At 65.1% G+C, this 14,480-nt stretch carries 13 protein-coding genes; 3 read left to right on the top strand and 10 right to left on the bottom strand.

Annotation, left to right across the window (positions count from 1 at the left end):
- From ACYPXD_RS03490 to ACYPXD_RS03445, 10 genes are all read right to left on the bottom strand, one after another.
- On the bottom strand, positions 1 to 378 hold a 378-nt coding region (locus ACYPXD_RS03490), incomplete at its 3' end, for a response regulator (RefSeq protein ID WP_459707498.1).
- A complete protein-coding gene (locus tag ACYPXD_RS03485) occupies positions 371 to 3,358 on the bottom strand; it encodes a DUF4118 domain-containing protein (RefSeq protein ID WP_459707495.1) in 2,988 nt (995 codons plus the stop codon). The genes ACYPXD_RS03485 and ACYPXD_RS03490, both read right to left, overlap by 8 nt.
- Positions 3,359 to 3,553: 195 nt before the next feature.
- Positions 3,554 to 4,132 carry a potassium-transporting ATPase subunit KdpC gene (kdpC, locus tag ACYPXD_RS03480; protein WP_459707493.1) on the bottom strand — a complete coding sequence of 193 codons (579 nt, stop codon included), beginning with the start codon at positions 4,130 to 4,132 and terminating at the stop codon, positions 3,554 to 3,556.
- Positions 4,133 to 4,164: 32 nt separating this feature from the next.
- Positions 4,165 to 6,249 carry a potassium-transporting ATPase subunit KdpB gene (gene kdpB, locus ACYPXD_RS03475; RefSeq protein ID WP_459707491.1) on the bottom strand — a complete coding sequence of 695 codons (2,085 nt, stop codon included), beginning with the start codon at positions 6,247 to 6,249 and terminating at the stop codon, positions 4,165 to 4,167.
- Between the two features lie 36 nt (positions 6,250 to 6,285).
- The gene (gene kdpA, locus ACYPXD_RS03470; RefSeq protein WP_459707489.1) at positions 6,286 to 8,091 is read right to left on the bottom strand and encodes a potassium-transporting ATPase subunit KdpA; all 1,806 of its coding nucleotides are present in this window, start codon (positions 8,089 to 8,091) and stop codon (positions 6,286 to 6,288) included.
- Complete coding sequence (gene kdpF, locus ACYPXD_RS03465) at positions 8,088 to 8,180, bottom strand: K(+)-transporting ATPase subunit F (RefSeq protein ID WP_075157632.1); 93 nt, start codon at positions 8,178 to 8,180, stop codon at positions 8,088 to 8,090. Before kdpF ends, kdpA begins: the two co-directional genes overlap by 4 nt.
- A complete protein-coding gene (locus ACYPXD_RS03460; RefSeq protein ID WP_075157633.1) occupies positions 8,177 to 8,290 on the bottom strand; it encodes a potassium ABC transporter ATPase in 114 nt (37 codons plus the stop codon). The genes kdpF and ACYPXD_RS03460 overlap by 4 nt, the downstream gene beginning before the upstream one ends.
- A 278-nt stretch (positions 8,291 to 8,568) precedes the next feature.
- On the bottom strand, positions 8,569 to 9,543 hold the full coding sequence (locus tag ACYPXD_RS03455; protein WP_459707485.1) for a quinone oxidoreductase family protein: 975 nt from the start codon (positions 9,541 to 9,543) through the stop codon (positions 8,569 to 8,571).
- Positions 9,544 to 9,573: 30 nt separating this feature from the next.
- The gene (locus ACYPXD_RS03450; RefSeq protein WP_459707483.1) at positions 9,574 to 9,963 is read right to left on the bottom strand and encodes a methylglyoxal synthase; all 390 of its coding nucleotides are present in this window, start codon (positions 9,961 to 9,963) and stop codon (positions 9,574 to 9,576) included.
- A gap of 140 nt (positions 9,964 to 10,103) precedes the next feature.
- Complete coding sequence (locus tag ACYPXD_RS03445; RefSeq protein WP_459707481.1) at positions 10,104 to 10,895, bottom strand: SDR family oxidoreductase; 792 nt, start codon at positions 10,893 to 10,895, stop codon at positions 10,104 to 10,106.
- Positions 10,896 to 11,241: 346 nt separating this feature from the next.
- On the opposite strand from ACYPXD_RS03445, the gene upp reads away from it, so the two are divergent.
- The 3 genes from upp to purD all read left to right on the top strand — a co-directional run bounded on the left by upp (position 11,242) and on the right by purD (position 14,461).
- Positions 11,242 to 11,892 (top strand): uracil phosphoribosyltransferase, encoded by a 651-nt coding sequence (gene upp, locus ACYPXD_RS03440; RefSeq protein WP_459707479.1) that lies wholly within the window; start codon positions 11,242 to 11,244, stop codon positions 11,890 to 11,892.
- Positions 11,893 to 12,274: 382 nt separating this feature from the next.
- Complete coding sequence (locus ACYPXD_RS03435) at positions 12,275 to 13,003, top strand: YebC/PmpR family DNA-binding transcriptional regulator (RefSeq protein ID WP_459707477.1); 729 nt, start codon at positions 12,275 to 12,277, stop codon at positions 13,001 to 13,003.
- A 183-nt stretch (positions 13,004 to 13,186) separates the two neighbouring features.
- Complete coding sequence (purD, locus tag ACYPXD_RS03430; RefSeq protein ID WP_459707475.1) at positions 13,187 to 14,461, top strand: phosphoribosylamine--glycine ligase; 1,275 nt, start codon at positions 13,187 to 13,189, stop codon at positions 14,459 to 14,461.
- Positions 14,462 to 14,480 lie beyond the last annotated feature (19 nt).

Genomic DNA, 14,480 nt, shown 5'->3' with positions numbered 1-14,480 from the left:
CGCCTGGTTGCGCCGGCGCAGGTGCGCGCGGATCCGCGCGAGCAACTCCGAGACGCCGAACGGCTTGGTCAGATAGTCGTCGGCGCCCGCGTCGAGCGCCGCCACCTTCTCGCTTTCCTGCGTGCGCGCGGACAGCACGATCACCGGCAGGTCGCTCCAGCCGCGCAGTTCGCGGATCACGTCGAGGCCGTCGGTATCGGGCAGGCCGAGATCGACGATCACGAGGTCGGGCTTGCGCGTCGCCGCTTCGACAAGCCCCTGCTTGCCGGTCTGCGCGTCGTGCACGACGATGCCCTCGCCCTCCAGCGACGCGCGCACGAAACGGCGAATCTGTTTTTCGTCTTCGATCAGTACGACCGTGATACTCGGGTCACTCATGGGTAGGTTTCGCTAGTGTTGTCGTTGTCGGGGCCGGCTCGCGGTTGCCCGACGAACCGCCGCCCGACGGCGCGCCGCCCGACGGATCGGCACGCCCCGCCTCGTCGGCCCCGTTGTCTTCTTCAGACTCTTCTTCAAGCGCCTCCGGCACCGGCGGCGGCGTCTCGACCGGCAGCGTGAACCAGAAGCGCGCGCCCTCGATATGCCCGTCCGGCGCGATGCGATTGGCGGCGCCGATCCTTCCGTCATGCGCGTCGACGATCGCGCGGCAGATGGCGAGCCCGAGACCGATGCCGGGCTTCGCCGATTCCTTCTCGCCGCGTGTGAATTTCTCGAAGATACGCGACTCCATGCCGGCCGGCAGGCCCGGCCCGGAATCGTCGACGGTGACGCGCACAAACGGCTTGCCGTCCTCGTCGATCCGCTGCGCGCCGATGACCAAGGGCGTATCGGCCGGCGTGTACTTCGCAGCGTTTTCGAAGAGATTCGCAAAGAGCCGCTCCATCAGCACGGCGTCGAGCTGCAGCAGCGGCAGATCGGGCGGCAGCTGCACCTGCACCGGATGGCGCTCGAGCACGCGCCGGCACGTGCGCAACGCGGCGCCCACCGTTTCTTCGAGCAGCGACCATTGCCGGTTCAACTGCAGGCCGCCCGCCTGCAGCCGCGCCATATCGAGCAGGTTCGTCACGATGCCGGCCATGCGCATCGATTCTTCGTGGATCGCATCGACGAGGTCGTCGATCGCCCGCGACTGCGCGTGCGTCGTTTCTTCGAGCGCATCTTCGGACGAGGCATGCGCGGCGGCGCCTTCCGCCGCGTTCTGCGCGGCGCGCGCCTGCGCGAGCATCGACGAGAAGCCGACGATGGTCGTGAGCGGCGTGCGCAGATCGTGCGAAATCGCCGACAGCAGCGAGTTGCGCAGCCGCTCCGATTCCATGTTGACGAGCGCGTCGCGCGCGATCTCGACGTAGTGCACGCGCTCGAGCGCAAGCGCGATCTGCGCGGCGAACGCCTCGAGCATGCGTTGCTGCTCGGGCACGTCGAGCTCGCGCTCGTCCTGCATCTTCACCGCCAGCACGCCGCGCGTGCGCATCGGCGCCTTCAGCGGCAGATACAGCGCGAGCGCGGCCGGCAGCGTGTCGGTGCCGTGCCCCGCGGGCTTCTGCTGGTCGTACACCCACTGGCCGACGTCGACATCGAGCGCCGCGCCGTCGAGCATGATCTGCTGGTCCGGATCGTCGACCTTCTGTTTGACCTGATCGGCGCTGTCCGGCAGCAGGATGGCGACGCGCGCGCGGAACACCTCGCTCACGTGGCGGCTGCCGATGCCGATGATCTGTTCGGTCGTCAAGGCGGCCGCGAGTTCGCGCGCCATCGCGTACATCGCGCCCGTGCGCTGCTCGCGCCGCTGCGCGACGCTCGCCTCGCGGCGCAGGCTCGATGTCAGATGGCTGATCACGAGCGACGTGAGCAGCATGCCGAGAAAGGTCAGCAGATACTGCGTATCGGTGACCGACAGCGACATGCGCGGCGGCACGAAGAAGAAGTCGAACGCGGCGACGCTCAGGAACGACAGCACGACGCCCGGCCCGCGCCCGAGCCGCACCGCGGTGAATATCACGCCGAGCAGGTACAGCATGACGAGGTTCGCGAGATCGATATGGCCGATCAGAAGGCTCGCGATAAACGTGACCGCCGCGCAAATCGCAACGGCCCACGCGTAAGCGCTGCGCGGCGAGCGCCGTTCGCGCGCGGTGCGCAGCGCGTCGCGCCAGGCGCTTGCGTCGGCGTCCTGCCCCGCTTCACGTCCCGCTTCACGCGCGATCTCGCGCGCGCTGCCGCGCTCGGTCATCGCGCGGATCAGCGTGAGGTCGAGATCGTCGGCGCGCTCGGCAAGGCGCTCGCCGAACGGCCGCCGCAGCCAGCGCGAAAGTCCGATGCGCGACGAGCCGCCCGCCACGAGCTTCGACACATTGCGCACGCGCGCATAACCGGCGAGCGTCGCGACCGCATCGGCGCCGGCGAGCGTCGCCGTTTCCGCGCCGAGTTCGGCCGCGAGGCGCAGCGCATTGAGCGTGCGTTCGCGGCGCTCGTCGGGAAGCCGCTGCAGCTTCGGTGTTTCGACGTAAACCGCGATCCAGTCGGCCTTCAGCGCGGCTGCCAGTCGCGCGGCCGCGCGCACGAGCATCGGTGCCTCCGGCCCCGGCCCCACGCACACGAGCAGCCGCTCGCGCGCCTGCCAGATATGCTGGATCGAGCGGTCCGCGCGGTACTCGCGCATCTGCGCGTCGACGCGGTCCGCGGTGCGCCGCAGCGCGAGCTCGCGCAGCGCGATCAGGTTGCCCTTGCGAAAAAAGTTGCGCACCGCGCGCTCGGCCTGCTGCGGCAGATAGACCTTGCCGTCGCGCATGCGGTCGAGCAGTTCCTCGGCGGGCAGATCGACGAGCGTGACTTCGTCGGCACGATCGAACACACGGTCGGGCACGGTCTCCCAGACGCGGATGCCGGTAATCTGCCCGACCACGTCGTTGAGACTTTCGAGGTGCTGGACATTGACCGTCGTATAAACGTCGATGCCCGCGTCGAGCAGCTCGTAGACGTCCTGCCAGCGCTTCGCATGCCGCGCGCCGGTCACGTTCGAATGCGCGAGCTCGTCGACGAGAATCAGTTGCGGTTTGCGTTCGAGCGCCGCGTCGAGATCGAATTCGCCGAGCTGCCGCCCGCGATAGGCAATCCGCGCGAGCGGCAACACGTCGAGCCCCTCGAGCAGCGCGGCCGTTTCGGCGCGGCCATGCGTTTCGGCAATGCCGACCACGACATCGATGCCTTCTTCCTTGCGCCGCCGCGCGGCCTGCAACATCGCATAGGTCTTGCCGACGCCGGCGGAAGCGCCAAAAAATACCTTCAGCTTGCCGCGCTGGCGCCGTTCTTCTTCGCGCTGCAGTTTGCCGAGCAACTCGTCGGGATCAGGTCGGTTCATGCTTGAAGCGGCTCTTCGATCGGAAGGTCGAGGCCGCCATGCAAACGTAATTCGCTCATGGTGACACGCCAGGTGCAATGCACGCAAACGAGCGTCGTGCATCGGTTAAGACGGGATAAAAAAACACCGCGCCACAAAGACGATCGGGGCGGCGCCCGCTTGAGCGCCGCCCCGCCCTCACAGCAGTTCAATGGATCAGCCGTGCTGCATCGCGTCGAGCGCGAGGTTCAGCTCGAGCACGTTCACGCGCGGCTCGCCGAAGATGCCGAACTGGCGGCCCATCGTGTAACGGTCGACGAGCGCCTGCACGTCGGCCGGCTGCAGGTTGCGCACCTTCGCGACACGCGCGACCTGGTAAGCGGCCGCGGCCGGCGTGATCTCGGGGTCGAGACCGCTGCCCGACGAGGTCACGAGGTCGACGGGCACCGGCTGCGACATATCGGTGCCGGCTGCCTTCAACGCATCGAGGCGGCCCTTCACGTTATCGGTCAGCGACGAATTCAACGGACCGAGGTTCGACGCGCTCGAACCGCTCGCGTTGTACGGGTTCGGGCTCGTGGCCGACAGGCGCCCCCAGAAATACTTCGGCGCATCGAACTGCTGGCCGATCAGCGCGGAGCCGACCACCTTGCTGTTCTGCTCGATCAGGCTGCCGTTCGCCTCGTGGTTGAACACAGCCTGGCCGATGCCGGTCATCACAGCGGGATACGCGAGACCGGTGATCGCAGTGAGCACGACGAACAGCACGATCAGTGGACGAAACATGGATTTCATGATGGTTTCCTCAATTCAACACGTAGCGCGCATCAGGCCCAGCCGCATGCGGCGATCACCATGTCGATCAGCTTGATGCACGGGAACGGCAGGATGATGCCGCCGAGGCCGTACACCAGCAGGTTGCGGCGCAATAGCGATGCGGCGCCGATCGGCCGGTACTTGACGCCTTTCAACGCGAGCGGAATCAGCAGCACGATGATGATCGCGTTGAAGATCACCGCCGAGAGAATCGCCGAGGCCGGAGTCGTGAGGTGCATGACGTCGAGCACGCGCAGCTGCGGATACGTCGAAGCGAATGCCGCCGGAATGATCGCGAAGTACTTCGCAACGTCGTTGGCGATCGAGAACGTGGTCAGCGAGCCGCGCGTCATCAGCATCTGCTTGCCGATCTCGACAATCTCGATGAGCTTGGTCGGATTCGAGTCGAGGTCGACCATGTTGCCCGCTTCCTTCGCGGCCTGCGTACCGGTGTTCATCGCGACCGCGACGTCGGCCTGGGCGAGCGCCGGCGCGTCGTTCGTGCCGTCGCCGGTCATCGCGACCAGGCGTCCTTCGGCCTGATGCGCACGGATCGTCGCGAGCTTCGCTTCGGGCGTCGCTTCCGCGAGGAAGTCGTCGACCCCCGCTTCGGCCGCGATCGCCGCGGCGGTCAGCCGGTTGTCGCCGGTCACCATCACGGTCTTGATGCCCATCTTGCGCAGTTCGGCAAAACGCTCCTTGATGCCGCCCTTCACGACGTCCTTCAGCTCGATCACGCCGAGCACGCGCGCGCCGTGCTCGCCCTTCTCGGCGACCACGAGCGGTGTGCTGCCGCGCCGCGCGACTTCGGTCACGACGTTGTGCACTTCAGCCGGGAAACGGCCGCCGCGCGCTTCGACGTAAGCCTTCACCGCATCGGAGGCGCCCTTGCGGATCTCGCGCTCCGCGAGGTCGACGCCGCTCATGCGCGTCTGCGCGCTGAACGCAATGAAAGTCGGATGCAGCGCGGCCATATCGCGCTGGCGGATATTGAAGCGCTGCTTCGCGAGCACGACGACGCTGCGGCCTTCCGGCGTCTCGTCGGCGAGCGACGCGAGTTGCGCGGAATCGGCGAGCGCTTCTTCGGTTACGCCCGGCGCCGGCACGAAAGCCGATGCCTGGCGGTTGCCGAGCGTAATCGTGCCGGTCTTGTCGAGCAGCAGCACGTCGACGTCGCCGGCCGCTTCGACCGCGCGGCCCGAGGTGGCGATCACGTTCGCCTGCATCATGCGGCTCATGCCGGCCACGCCGATCGCCGAGAGCAAACCGCCGATCGTCGTCGGAATCAGGCAGACGAGCAGCGCGACCAGCACCGTGATCGTGACGACGTGGCCTGCCTTGACCGCGTCGACCGCGTACATCGAGAACGGCAGCAGCGTGGCCGTGGCGAGCAGCAGCACGATGGTCAACGCGACGAGCAGAATGGTAAGCGCGATTTCGTTCGGCGTTTTCTGACGCTTCGCGCCTTCGACCATCGCGATCATGCGGTCGAGAAACGCTTCGCCCGGATTCGCCGTGACACGCACGACGATCCAGTCGGACAGCACGCGCGTGCCGCCCGTCACCGACGAAAAGTCGCCGCCCGACTCGCGGATCACCGGCGCGGATTCACCGGTGATCGCCGACTCGTCGACCGACGCGACGCCTTCGATCACTTCGCCGTCGGCCGGAATCGTGTCGCCCGTTTCGACGAGCACGACATCGCCCTTGCGCAGATCGGTGGCCGTCGTGATGCGGATCGGCGCCTTCGGGTGCGGCTCGTTGAGCTTCTTGGCCATCACGTCTTTCTTCGCGCTGCGCAGCGACGCGGCCTGGGCCTTCGAACGGCCTTCGGCGAGCGCCTCCGCGAAGTTGGCGAAGAGCACCGTGAACCACAGCCACAGCGACACGGCGAGAATGAAGCCCGCCGGCGCCTCGGCCTGTCCCGCGAGCGCAGCCACCCACAGAATCGTGGTCAGGATGCTGCCGACATACACGCAGAACATCACCGGGTTGCGGAACTGCGTGCGCGGCGTCAGTTTCTTGAAGGAGTCCACGATCGCCGGGCGGATCAGCGCCGGGTCGAACATGGACCGGGTTGCGGAATGTTCAGTCATTTCTTCCTCGAATAATTCTGTCTGCGAGCCCCGCCATCAATGGCCGAGAACCATCATCAGCTGCTCGACGCCGGGACCGAGCGCGAGCGCCGGGACGTAGGTCAGCGCGCCGACCAGCAGCACAGTGCCAAGCAGCAGCACGACGAAGAGCGAACCATGCGTCGGCAGCGTGCCGCCCGTAACGCCAAGGCGCTTCTTCTCCGCGAGCGAGCCGGCGATCGCCAGCACCGCGATCAGCGAACCGAAGCGGCCGAACCACATCGCGATGCCGAGGAACACGTTGTAGAACGGCGTGCTCACCGTCAGGCCGCCAAAGGCGCTGCCGTTGTTGTTCGCGGCCGAGCTGAACGCGTAGAGGATTTCCGAGAAGCCGTGCGGACCGGGGTTCAGGACGCCGGCCTTGCCCGCATCCGTGAGCACGCCGATCGACGCGCCGACCAGCACCAGCAGCGGTGTCAGCAGGATCACGATCGACACCATCTTCATCTCGTAGGCTTCGATCTTCTTGCCAACATATTCGGGCGTGCGGCCGATCATCAGGCCCGCCACGAACACCGCCAGCAGCGCGAACGCGAGTGCGCCGTAGAGACCGGAACCGACTCCGCCGAAGATCACTTCGCCCAGCTGGATCAACAGCATCGGCACGAGACCGCCCAGCGGCGTGAGCGAATCGTGCGCGTTGTTGACCGCGCCGCACGAAGCCGCCGTGGTCGCGACCGCGAAGATGCCCGACTGCGCGATACCGAAGCGCGTTTCCTTGCCTTCCATGTTGCCGCCCGACTGCAGCGCGCTCGCGGTCTGATCGACGTGCAGCGCGGTGAACGCCGGGTTGCCGGCCTGCTCGGAGCCGATCTCGACGGCGATGCACACCGCGAACGCGATCGTCATGAAAGCGAGCAGCGCGACGCCCTGACGCTTGTCGGCGATCATCCGGCCGAATACGAGACACAGCGCCGCCGGGATGATCAGCATCGAAATCATCTGGACGAAGTTCGCGAACGGTGTCGGGTTCTCATACGGATGCGCGGAGTTCGCGTTGAAGAAGCCGCCGCCGTTCGTGCCGAGCATCTTGATCGCTTCCTGCGAGGCGACCGGGCCCATGGCGAGCGTCTGCTTCGTGACCGGCGTATCGACGGTCACCGGATTGCCCTTCGCGTCCTTCACCGGATTGCCTTGCGCGTCGAGCTTCGGCGCCGCATACGTGGTGGTCTGCAGCGTCGGCACATCCTCGTAGGCCTTGAAGTTCTGGATCACGCCCTGGCTCATGAGGACCACGGCAATGATCACCGACATCGGGATCAGCACGTACATCGTCACGCGCGTGATATCGACCCAGAAGTTGCCGATGGTTTTGGCCGAATGGCGCGCGAAGCCGCGGATCAGCGCGATCACGACGACAATGCCGGTCGCCGCCGACAGGAAGTTCTGCACGGTGAAGCCGAGCATCTGCGTCAGATAGCTGACCGTCTGCTCACCCGAGTAGTCCTGCCAGTTCGTGTTCGACACGAAGCTGATCGCGGTGTTGAAGGCGCCGTCGGGCGTCATCGCACCCAGCCCTTGCGGATTGCCCGGCAGCAGGCCTTGCACACGCAGGATCAGATACAGGACCGCGAGGCCGAGCACGTTGAATGCGAGCGTCACGATGGTGTATTGCTTCCAGCCCATCTCGGCCGACGGATCGACGCCGGCGATGCGATACAGCAGCTTCTCGAGCGGGCTGAACCAGCGCACGACACGCGACGTGCCATCCATGACACGCGTCATATAGCCCGCGACCGGCACGGACAGCGCGAGCAGGACGACGATAAAAACCGTCACCTGCAAGACATTGTTGGCGTTCATTCAATGTCCTCCGCGCGCAGCAGCGCATAGACCAGATAAACGAAGAGGAACGCCGTCGCGGCGCCGGATAGCCAAAGGATCCAGTTCATGAGCGCGCTCCTTGTCCCCGCCGGAATTGCATCAGCTTCGAGCAGCCGGCGACGAGCCCGAAGGTGAGCACCGTGATGACCACGAGGCCCCCGACATACAGCACATCCATTTCATGTTCCCCATTGTTGGCTATGGATGCGGAACGTTATGCCGATTCAGATAAAGGCCTGGTCAAAGATTGTTGGAACGGTATAAAAAACGCGTAAACAAAAAGCCGTTCCACGGTTACATGGAACGGCTTTGAAAGTTCTGCCGCGGCGGCCGCGCGGGCGCGCGAGGCCCGCGGCACAAGGCGCCGCACGGTACGGCGGCGCCCGGTAAAAAAGTAAGGATCGGCTAAAGAACCTTTAACACGGCGCTAATCGCGTTTATGCGGTTTTCTTGTGATCAGGGCACGAGAATCGTCGAGCCTGTCGTACGCCGCGCTTCGAGGTCTTCGTGCGCCCTCGCGACATCGGCGAGCGCGTAGCGCTGGTTCACGCTCGTCTTCACCTTGCCCGAGACGAGCACGTCGAACAGTTCCGCCGACATCGCTTCGAGGTCGCTGCGCTTGCCGATATAGGAAAAGAGCGTCGGCCGCGTGAAAAAGAGCGAGCCGCGGCTCGCGAGTTCCTGCGACTCGATCGGCGGCAACGGGCCCGACGAACTGCCGAACGTGACGAACATGCCGAGCGGCGCGAGACAATCGAGCGAGGCGATAAACGTATCCTTGCCGATCGAATCGTAGACGACCGGCACGCCCGCGCCGTTCGTGATTTCGCGCACGCGCTTCGTAAAGTTCTCGCGCGTGTAGACGATCGGGTGGTCGCAGCCGTGCGCCCTCGCGATTTCCGCTTTTTCGTCCGAGCCGACCGTGCCGATCACGGTCGCGCCGAGCGCCTTCGCCCACTGGCAGACAAACAGGCCCACGCCGCCCGCGGCCGCCTGGATCAGGATCGTGTCGCCGGCTTGCACGCGGTACGTGCGGCGCAGCAGGTATTGCGCGGTCAGGCCTTGCAGCATGACCGACGCGGCCTCGTCATAACCGATCGCATCGGGAATCTTCACGACCTTCGCGGCCGGCATCACGCGCTCCTGCGCATACGCGCCCGGCGGACGCTCCGCATAGGCGACGCGATCGCCCTCCTTGAACAGCGTGACGCCTTCGCCGACCGCGACGACTTCACCGGCGGCTTCCATGCCGAGGCCGCCGGGCAGCGGCAACGGATACAGGCCGTTGCGGAAATACACGTCGATGTAATTGAGGCCGACCGCATGTTGTTTGATGCGGATTTCGCCCGCGCCGGGATCGCCCACGTCGACGTCGACCCACTTCATCACGTCGGGGCCGCCTGTCCTGTCGAATCGTATCGCCTTGACCATCGTTGCTGCTCTCCAGTTCGTCCTGCTCGTTCAGACATGCTGCGTCATGCGCAGCGTCAGTACATCGAGAATCATCCGTGCGGTCGAGATATTCGTCGCGCACGGCACGTTATGCACGTCGCACGCGCGCACGAGCGCGTTGATATCGGGCTCGTGCGGCTGCGGCGTCATCGGGTCGCGCAGAAAAATCACCATGTCGACGCGGCCTTCGGCGAGCTGCGCGCCGATCTGCAAATCGCCGCCGTTCGGGCCGGACAGCATCCGTTCCACCTCGAGCCCGTGCGCCGCCGTTACGCGCGCCCCCGTCGTGCCGGTCGCGAGCAGATCGCAGCGCTTTAACGTCCCGGCATATTCGCCGGCGAGTTTGACGATGTCGTCCTTCTTATGATCGTGGGCAATCAGTGCGATGCGTGCTGTCATGTATCGGTTCCCCCTTGTTATTCCGTGATTATTGTCACTTGAATGCGTCGCCTTGAATACCGTGGCTTGAATGTGGTTGCGGTGTATTGCACGTTCGTATTGCACGTTCATTACCCGCTCATTACGCGTTCATTGCCGGCTCAATAAGTGCCCGGATAGGCGCCGCCGTCGATCAGCAGATTTTGCCCCGTGATATAGCCCGCATGCACGCTGCACAAAAATGCGCAGGTGCGGCCGAACTCGTCCGATGTGCCGAAACGGCGCGCCGGAATGCCGGCCACGCGCCGCGTGCGCGCTTCGTCCATGGTGATGTTGTGCGCCTTCATCTGTGCCGCCATCGTCGCCGCGATGCGATCCGTGTCGAATGCGCCGGGCAGCAGATTATTGATCGTCACGCCGTGCGGCGCGACCTTGCGCGCGACACCGGCGACAAACCCGGTCAGGCCCGAGCGCGCGCCGTTCGAGAGACCGAGCGCATCGATCGGCGCCTTCACCGACGAACTCGTAATGTTGACCACGCGCCCGAAGCCACGCGAGATCATGCCGTCGATCGTCGCGCGAATCAGCTCGATCGGCGTGAGCATGTTCGCCTCGAGCGCGCCGATCCAGTCGTCGTGCGTAAAGCTGCGGAAGTCGCCAGGCGGCGGACCACCGGCGTTGGTGACGAGAATGTCGGGCTGCGGACACGCCGCGAGCGCAGCGGCGCGGCCCTCCGGCGTCGTGATGTCGCAAGCGACGGTCTTCACGCTCGCGCCGCTTGTTGCGGCGACGGTGGCGCGGATTACCTCGGCGGTTTCCTCGAGCGTCCCGGCCGTGCGCGCGAGGATCACGATATGCACGCCTTCGGCCGCCAGCGCCTCGGCGCAGCCGCGGCCAAGCCCCTTGCTCGCCGCGCAAACCAGCGCCGTGCGCCCTGCGATTCCCAGATCCATGAAATAGTCTCCTCGTTGAATGCCGCCTGGTACGTCTCTCGATGCGTCTCTTGATGCGTCTCCTGGTGCGTGTCTCGACGCGTCTCTCCTGTTGATACGCATTGCTTGTTATGCGCGACGGGCGGTCCCGATGACGGTCGGCCGCGACTGCCCCGATTCTAGAAGAATCGACGCCAGGCTGCCGACGCCGCCTTATCCGGTCAATCGGATCGAAGAATGGGCCGAATGAGGCGAATGGCCGGTTCTGGAAATCCTGGGTTTCTTCTGCCAATACTTTCGGTAAACTTGCGCGAGTGGCGCATCGGTCTCCCGGTCCGTCTTCCATCCCTTCGCCTCGCGCCGCGCCATGACACAGGACAGCCGTTTTCCCAATCTGTTTATCCTCGATCACCCGCTGATCCAGCACAAACTCACGCATATGCGCGACCGCGATACGTCGACGCGCACGTTCCGCGAGTTGCTGCGCGAAATCACCTTGCTGATGGGCTACGAGATCACGCGCAACCTGCCCATGACAACGCGCCGCGTCACCACGCCGCTTGTCGAGGTCGATGCGCCGGTGATCGCCGGCAAGAAGCTCGCGATCGTGCCGGTGCTGCGCGCGGGCGTCGGCATGTCGGATGGGCTCATGGAACTGATTCCATCGGCGCGGGTTGGCCATATCGGCGTATACCGCGATACGGACCATCGGCCGGTCGAATATCTGGTGCGGCTGCCCGATCTCGAAGACCGCATCTTCATTCTGTGCGACCCGATGGTCGCGACCGGCTATTCGGCGGTCCATGCGGTCGATGTGCTGAAGCGCCGCGGCGTGGCCGGCGAGAATATTTCATTTCTTGCGCTCGTCGCGGCGCCCGAAGGCGTCAAGGTTTTTCATGACGCGCATCCCGATGTGAAGCTCTTTGTCGCGTCGCTCGATTCGCATCTGGACGAGCACGCTTACATCATCCCGGGTTTGGGCGACGCCGGCGACCGGCTGTTCGGCACCAAGAACTAGCGGCCCCGCACAGCGCCTTCCGTCGGCCGTTTCGCGCTGCCCCACGTGCGCCGCCCGCGCGCCACAGGGGCGCCGCAGCCGCGCGACGCATTCGCCGCGCATCGGCGGCATGATAAAATCGCAGTCTGCTTATCGAGCGGCTCACCCTGCCTGAATCGCCTCGCACATCGCGCTCTCACGTCTGCAGGGTGCGGCATATGGGACACTGAGCGGACCTCGGGCGAATCGGGCCAATGAGTGGTCAACAAAGTGGCCAATGAGTGCCCATGGAGCTCGGTGCACACTCAGGCGCGCCTCGCGAAACGCGCCCACATTGCACACCAACACGCGACAACACATTGCACATGCGTGCGCCCCGCTGGCGCGCGCGCTGGAGAAAAGTATGGCGGGTCATTCGAAATGGGCCAACATCAAGCATAAGAAAGCAGCAGCCGACGCCAAAAAGGGCAAGGTCTGGACGCGGCTCATCAAGGAAATTCAGGTTGCCGCACGCATGGGCGGCGGAGAGATCGACTCGAACCCGCGTCTGCGGCTCGCGGTCGACAAGGCATACGACGCGAACATGCCGAAGGACAATATCAACCGCGCGATCCAGCGCGGCACCGGCGGCGTCGACGGCGCGAACTATGAGGAAATCCGCTACGAAGGCTACGGCATCGGCGGCGCGGCGATCATCGTCGACACGATGACCGACAACCGCACGCGCACGGTCGCCGAAGTGCGGCACGCGTTTTCGAAGTTCGGCGGCAATATGGGCACGGACGGCTCGGTGTCGTTCATGTTCGATCACGTCGGCCAGTTCCTGTTTGCGCCGGGCACGGCCGAAGACAAGCTGATGGAAGCAGCGCTCGAAGCGGGCGCCGACGACGTCGTCACGAACGACGACGGCAGTATCGAGGTGCTGTGCCCGCCGAACGACTTCCCGAAGGTCAAAACCGCGCTCGAAGCCGCTGGCTTCAAGGCCGAACTCGCCGAAGTCACGATGAAGCCGCAGACCGAGGTCGAGTTCACCGGCGACGACGCGGTAAAGATGCAGAAACTGCTCGATGCGCTCGAAAATCTCGACGACGTACAAGAGGTGTACACGAACGCGGCGATCGTCGAAGCGTGACGCAGTGCCGGCCGCGCCGCCGTTCAGCCACGGGCGGCGGCCCGGCGTTCGGTTTGGCGATTTGTGTTGCCTTCGTCACAGGCGTTCGATGCGAGTTATGCGAATCTTGCAGGTATTCACGGCCGGCCGCGCACTAGCAGCCTTTTGCCGGCCGTTCATGGTTGATAGTATTCGGGGAATCTCATGAAGTTACTCGTCGTCGGATCCGGCGGTCGCGAACATGCGCTCGCGTGGAAGCTCGCGCAGTCGCCGCGGGTCCAGCTCGTCTATGTCGCGCCGGGCAATGGCGGGACCGCGCAGGACGAGCGTCTGCGCAACGTCGACATCGTCGATCTGAACGCACTCGCCGACTTCGCGGAGAAGGAACAGATCGCCTTTACGTTAGTCGGGCCGGAACAGCCGCTCGCGGCCGGCATCGTCAACCTGTTCCGCTCGCGCGGGCTCAAGATCTTCGGACCGTCGCGCGAGGCCGCGCAGCTCGAAAGCTCGAAGGATTTCGCGAAGGCGTTCATGAAGCGCCATGCGATCCCGACCGCGGAATACGAAACCTTTGCCGATACCGCCGCCGCGCACGCCTATATCGACGCAAAAGGCGCGCCGATCGTGATCAAGGCCGACGGTCTGGCCGCGGGCAAGGGGGTCGTGGTCGCACAGACACGCGAAGAAGCGCACGCGGCCGTCGACATGATGCTGTCGGACAACAAGCTCGGCGATGCCGGCGCACGCGTCGTGATCGAAGAGTTTCTGGCGGGCGAAGAAGCAAGCTTTATCGTGATGGTCGACGGCAAGCATGTGCTGCCGCTCGCCTCGAGCCAGGACCACAAGCGCCTCTCCGACGGCGACGCAGGCCCGAACACCGGCGGCATGGGCGCCTACTCGCCCGCGCCGATCGTTACACCCCAGCTGCATGCGCGCGTGATGCGCGAAATCATTCTGCCGACCGTGCGCGGCATGGAAAAGGAAGGCATCCGCTTTACCGGCTTTCTCTATGCGGGCCTGATGATCGACGCGCAGGGCAACCCGAAGACGCTCGAATTCAACTGCCGGATGGGCGACCCGGAGACGCAGCCGATCATGGCGCGTCTCAAGGGCGATTTTTCGAAGGTCGTCGAACAGGCGATCGCCGGCACGCTCGATACGGTCGAGCTCGAATGGGACCGCCGCACGGCGCTTGGCGTCGTGCTCGCCGCGCACAACTATCCGGACACGCCGCGCAAAGGCGACCGGATCAACGGCATTCCCGCCGAAACGGCCGATGCGGTGACGTTCCATGCCGGCACGACGCTCGCGAACGGCAAGCTCGCCACGTCGGGCGGGCGCGTGCTGTGCGTGGTCGGCCTCGCCGATTCGGTGCGCAGCGCGCAGTCGGTCGCGTACGAAACGATCAACCAGATTTCGTTCGACGGGATGCAGTACCGGCGCGATATCGGTTATCGCGCAGTGAATCGCAAGCACTAGCAGGCGCGAGCAAACCCGG

The sequence above is a fragment of the Paraburkholderia sp. 2C genome, from assembly GCF_054589215.1.
The sequence above is the reverse complement of the archived record's forward strand: the minus strand, read 5'-3'. Positions and strand labels throughout refer to the sequence as shown.

Excerpts from the sequence above, each read along its gene's own strand:
- ACYPXD_RS03485 (WP_459707495.1), bottom strand. The coding sequence starts at position 3,358 with ATGAACCGACCTGATCCCGACGAGTTGCTCGGCAAACTGCAGCGCGAA.
- kdpC (WP_459707493.1), bottom strand. The coding sequence starts at position 4,132 with ATGAAATCCATGTTTCGTCCACTGATCGTGCTGTTCGTCGTGCTCACT.
- kdpB (WP_459707491.1), bottom strand. The coding sequence starts at position 6,249 with ATGACTGAACATTCCGCAACCCGGTCCATGTTCGACCCGGCGCTGATC.
- kdpA (WP_459707489.1), bottom strand. The coding sequence starts at position 8,091 with ATGAACGCCAACAATGTCTTGCAGGTGACGGTTTTTATCGTCGTCCTG.
- kdpF (WP_075157632.1), bottom strand. The coding sequence starts at position 8,180 with ATGAACTGGATCCTTTGGCTATCCGGCGCCGCGACGGCGTTCCTCTTC.
- ACYPXD_RS03460 (WP_075157633.1), bottom strand. The coding sequence starts at position 8,290 with ATGGATGTGCTGTATGTCGGGGGCCTCGTGGTCATCACGGTGCTCACC.
- ACYPXD_RS03455 (WP_459707485.1), bottom strand. The coding sequence starts at position 9,543 with ATGGTCAAGGCGATACGATTCGACAGGACAGGCGGCCCCGACGTGATG.
- ACYPXD_RS03450 (WP_459707483.1), bottom strand. The coding sequence starts at position 9,963 with ATGACAGCACGCATCGCACTGATTGCCCACGATCATAAGAAGGACGAC.
- ACYPXD_RS03445 (WP_459707481.1), bottom strand. The coding sequence starts at position 10,895 with ATGGATCTGGGAATCGCAGGGCGCACGGCGCTGGTTTGCGCGGCGAGC.
- upp (WP_459707479.1), top strand. The coding sequence starts at position 11,242 with ATGACACAGGACAGCCGTTTTCCCAATCTGTTTATCCTCGATCACCCG.
- ACYPXD_RS03435 (WP_459707477.1), top strand. The coding sequence starts at position 12,275 with ATGGCGGGTCATTCGAAATGGGCCAACATCAAGCATAAGAAAGCAGCA.
- purD (WP_459707475.1), top strand. The coding sequence starts at position 13,187 with ATGAAGTTACTCGTCGTCGGATCCGGCGGTCGCGAACATGCGCTCGCG.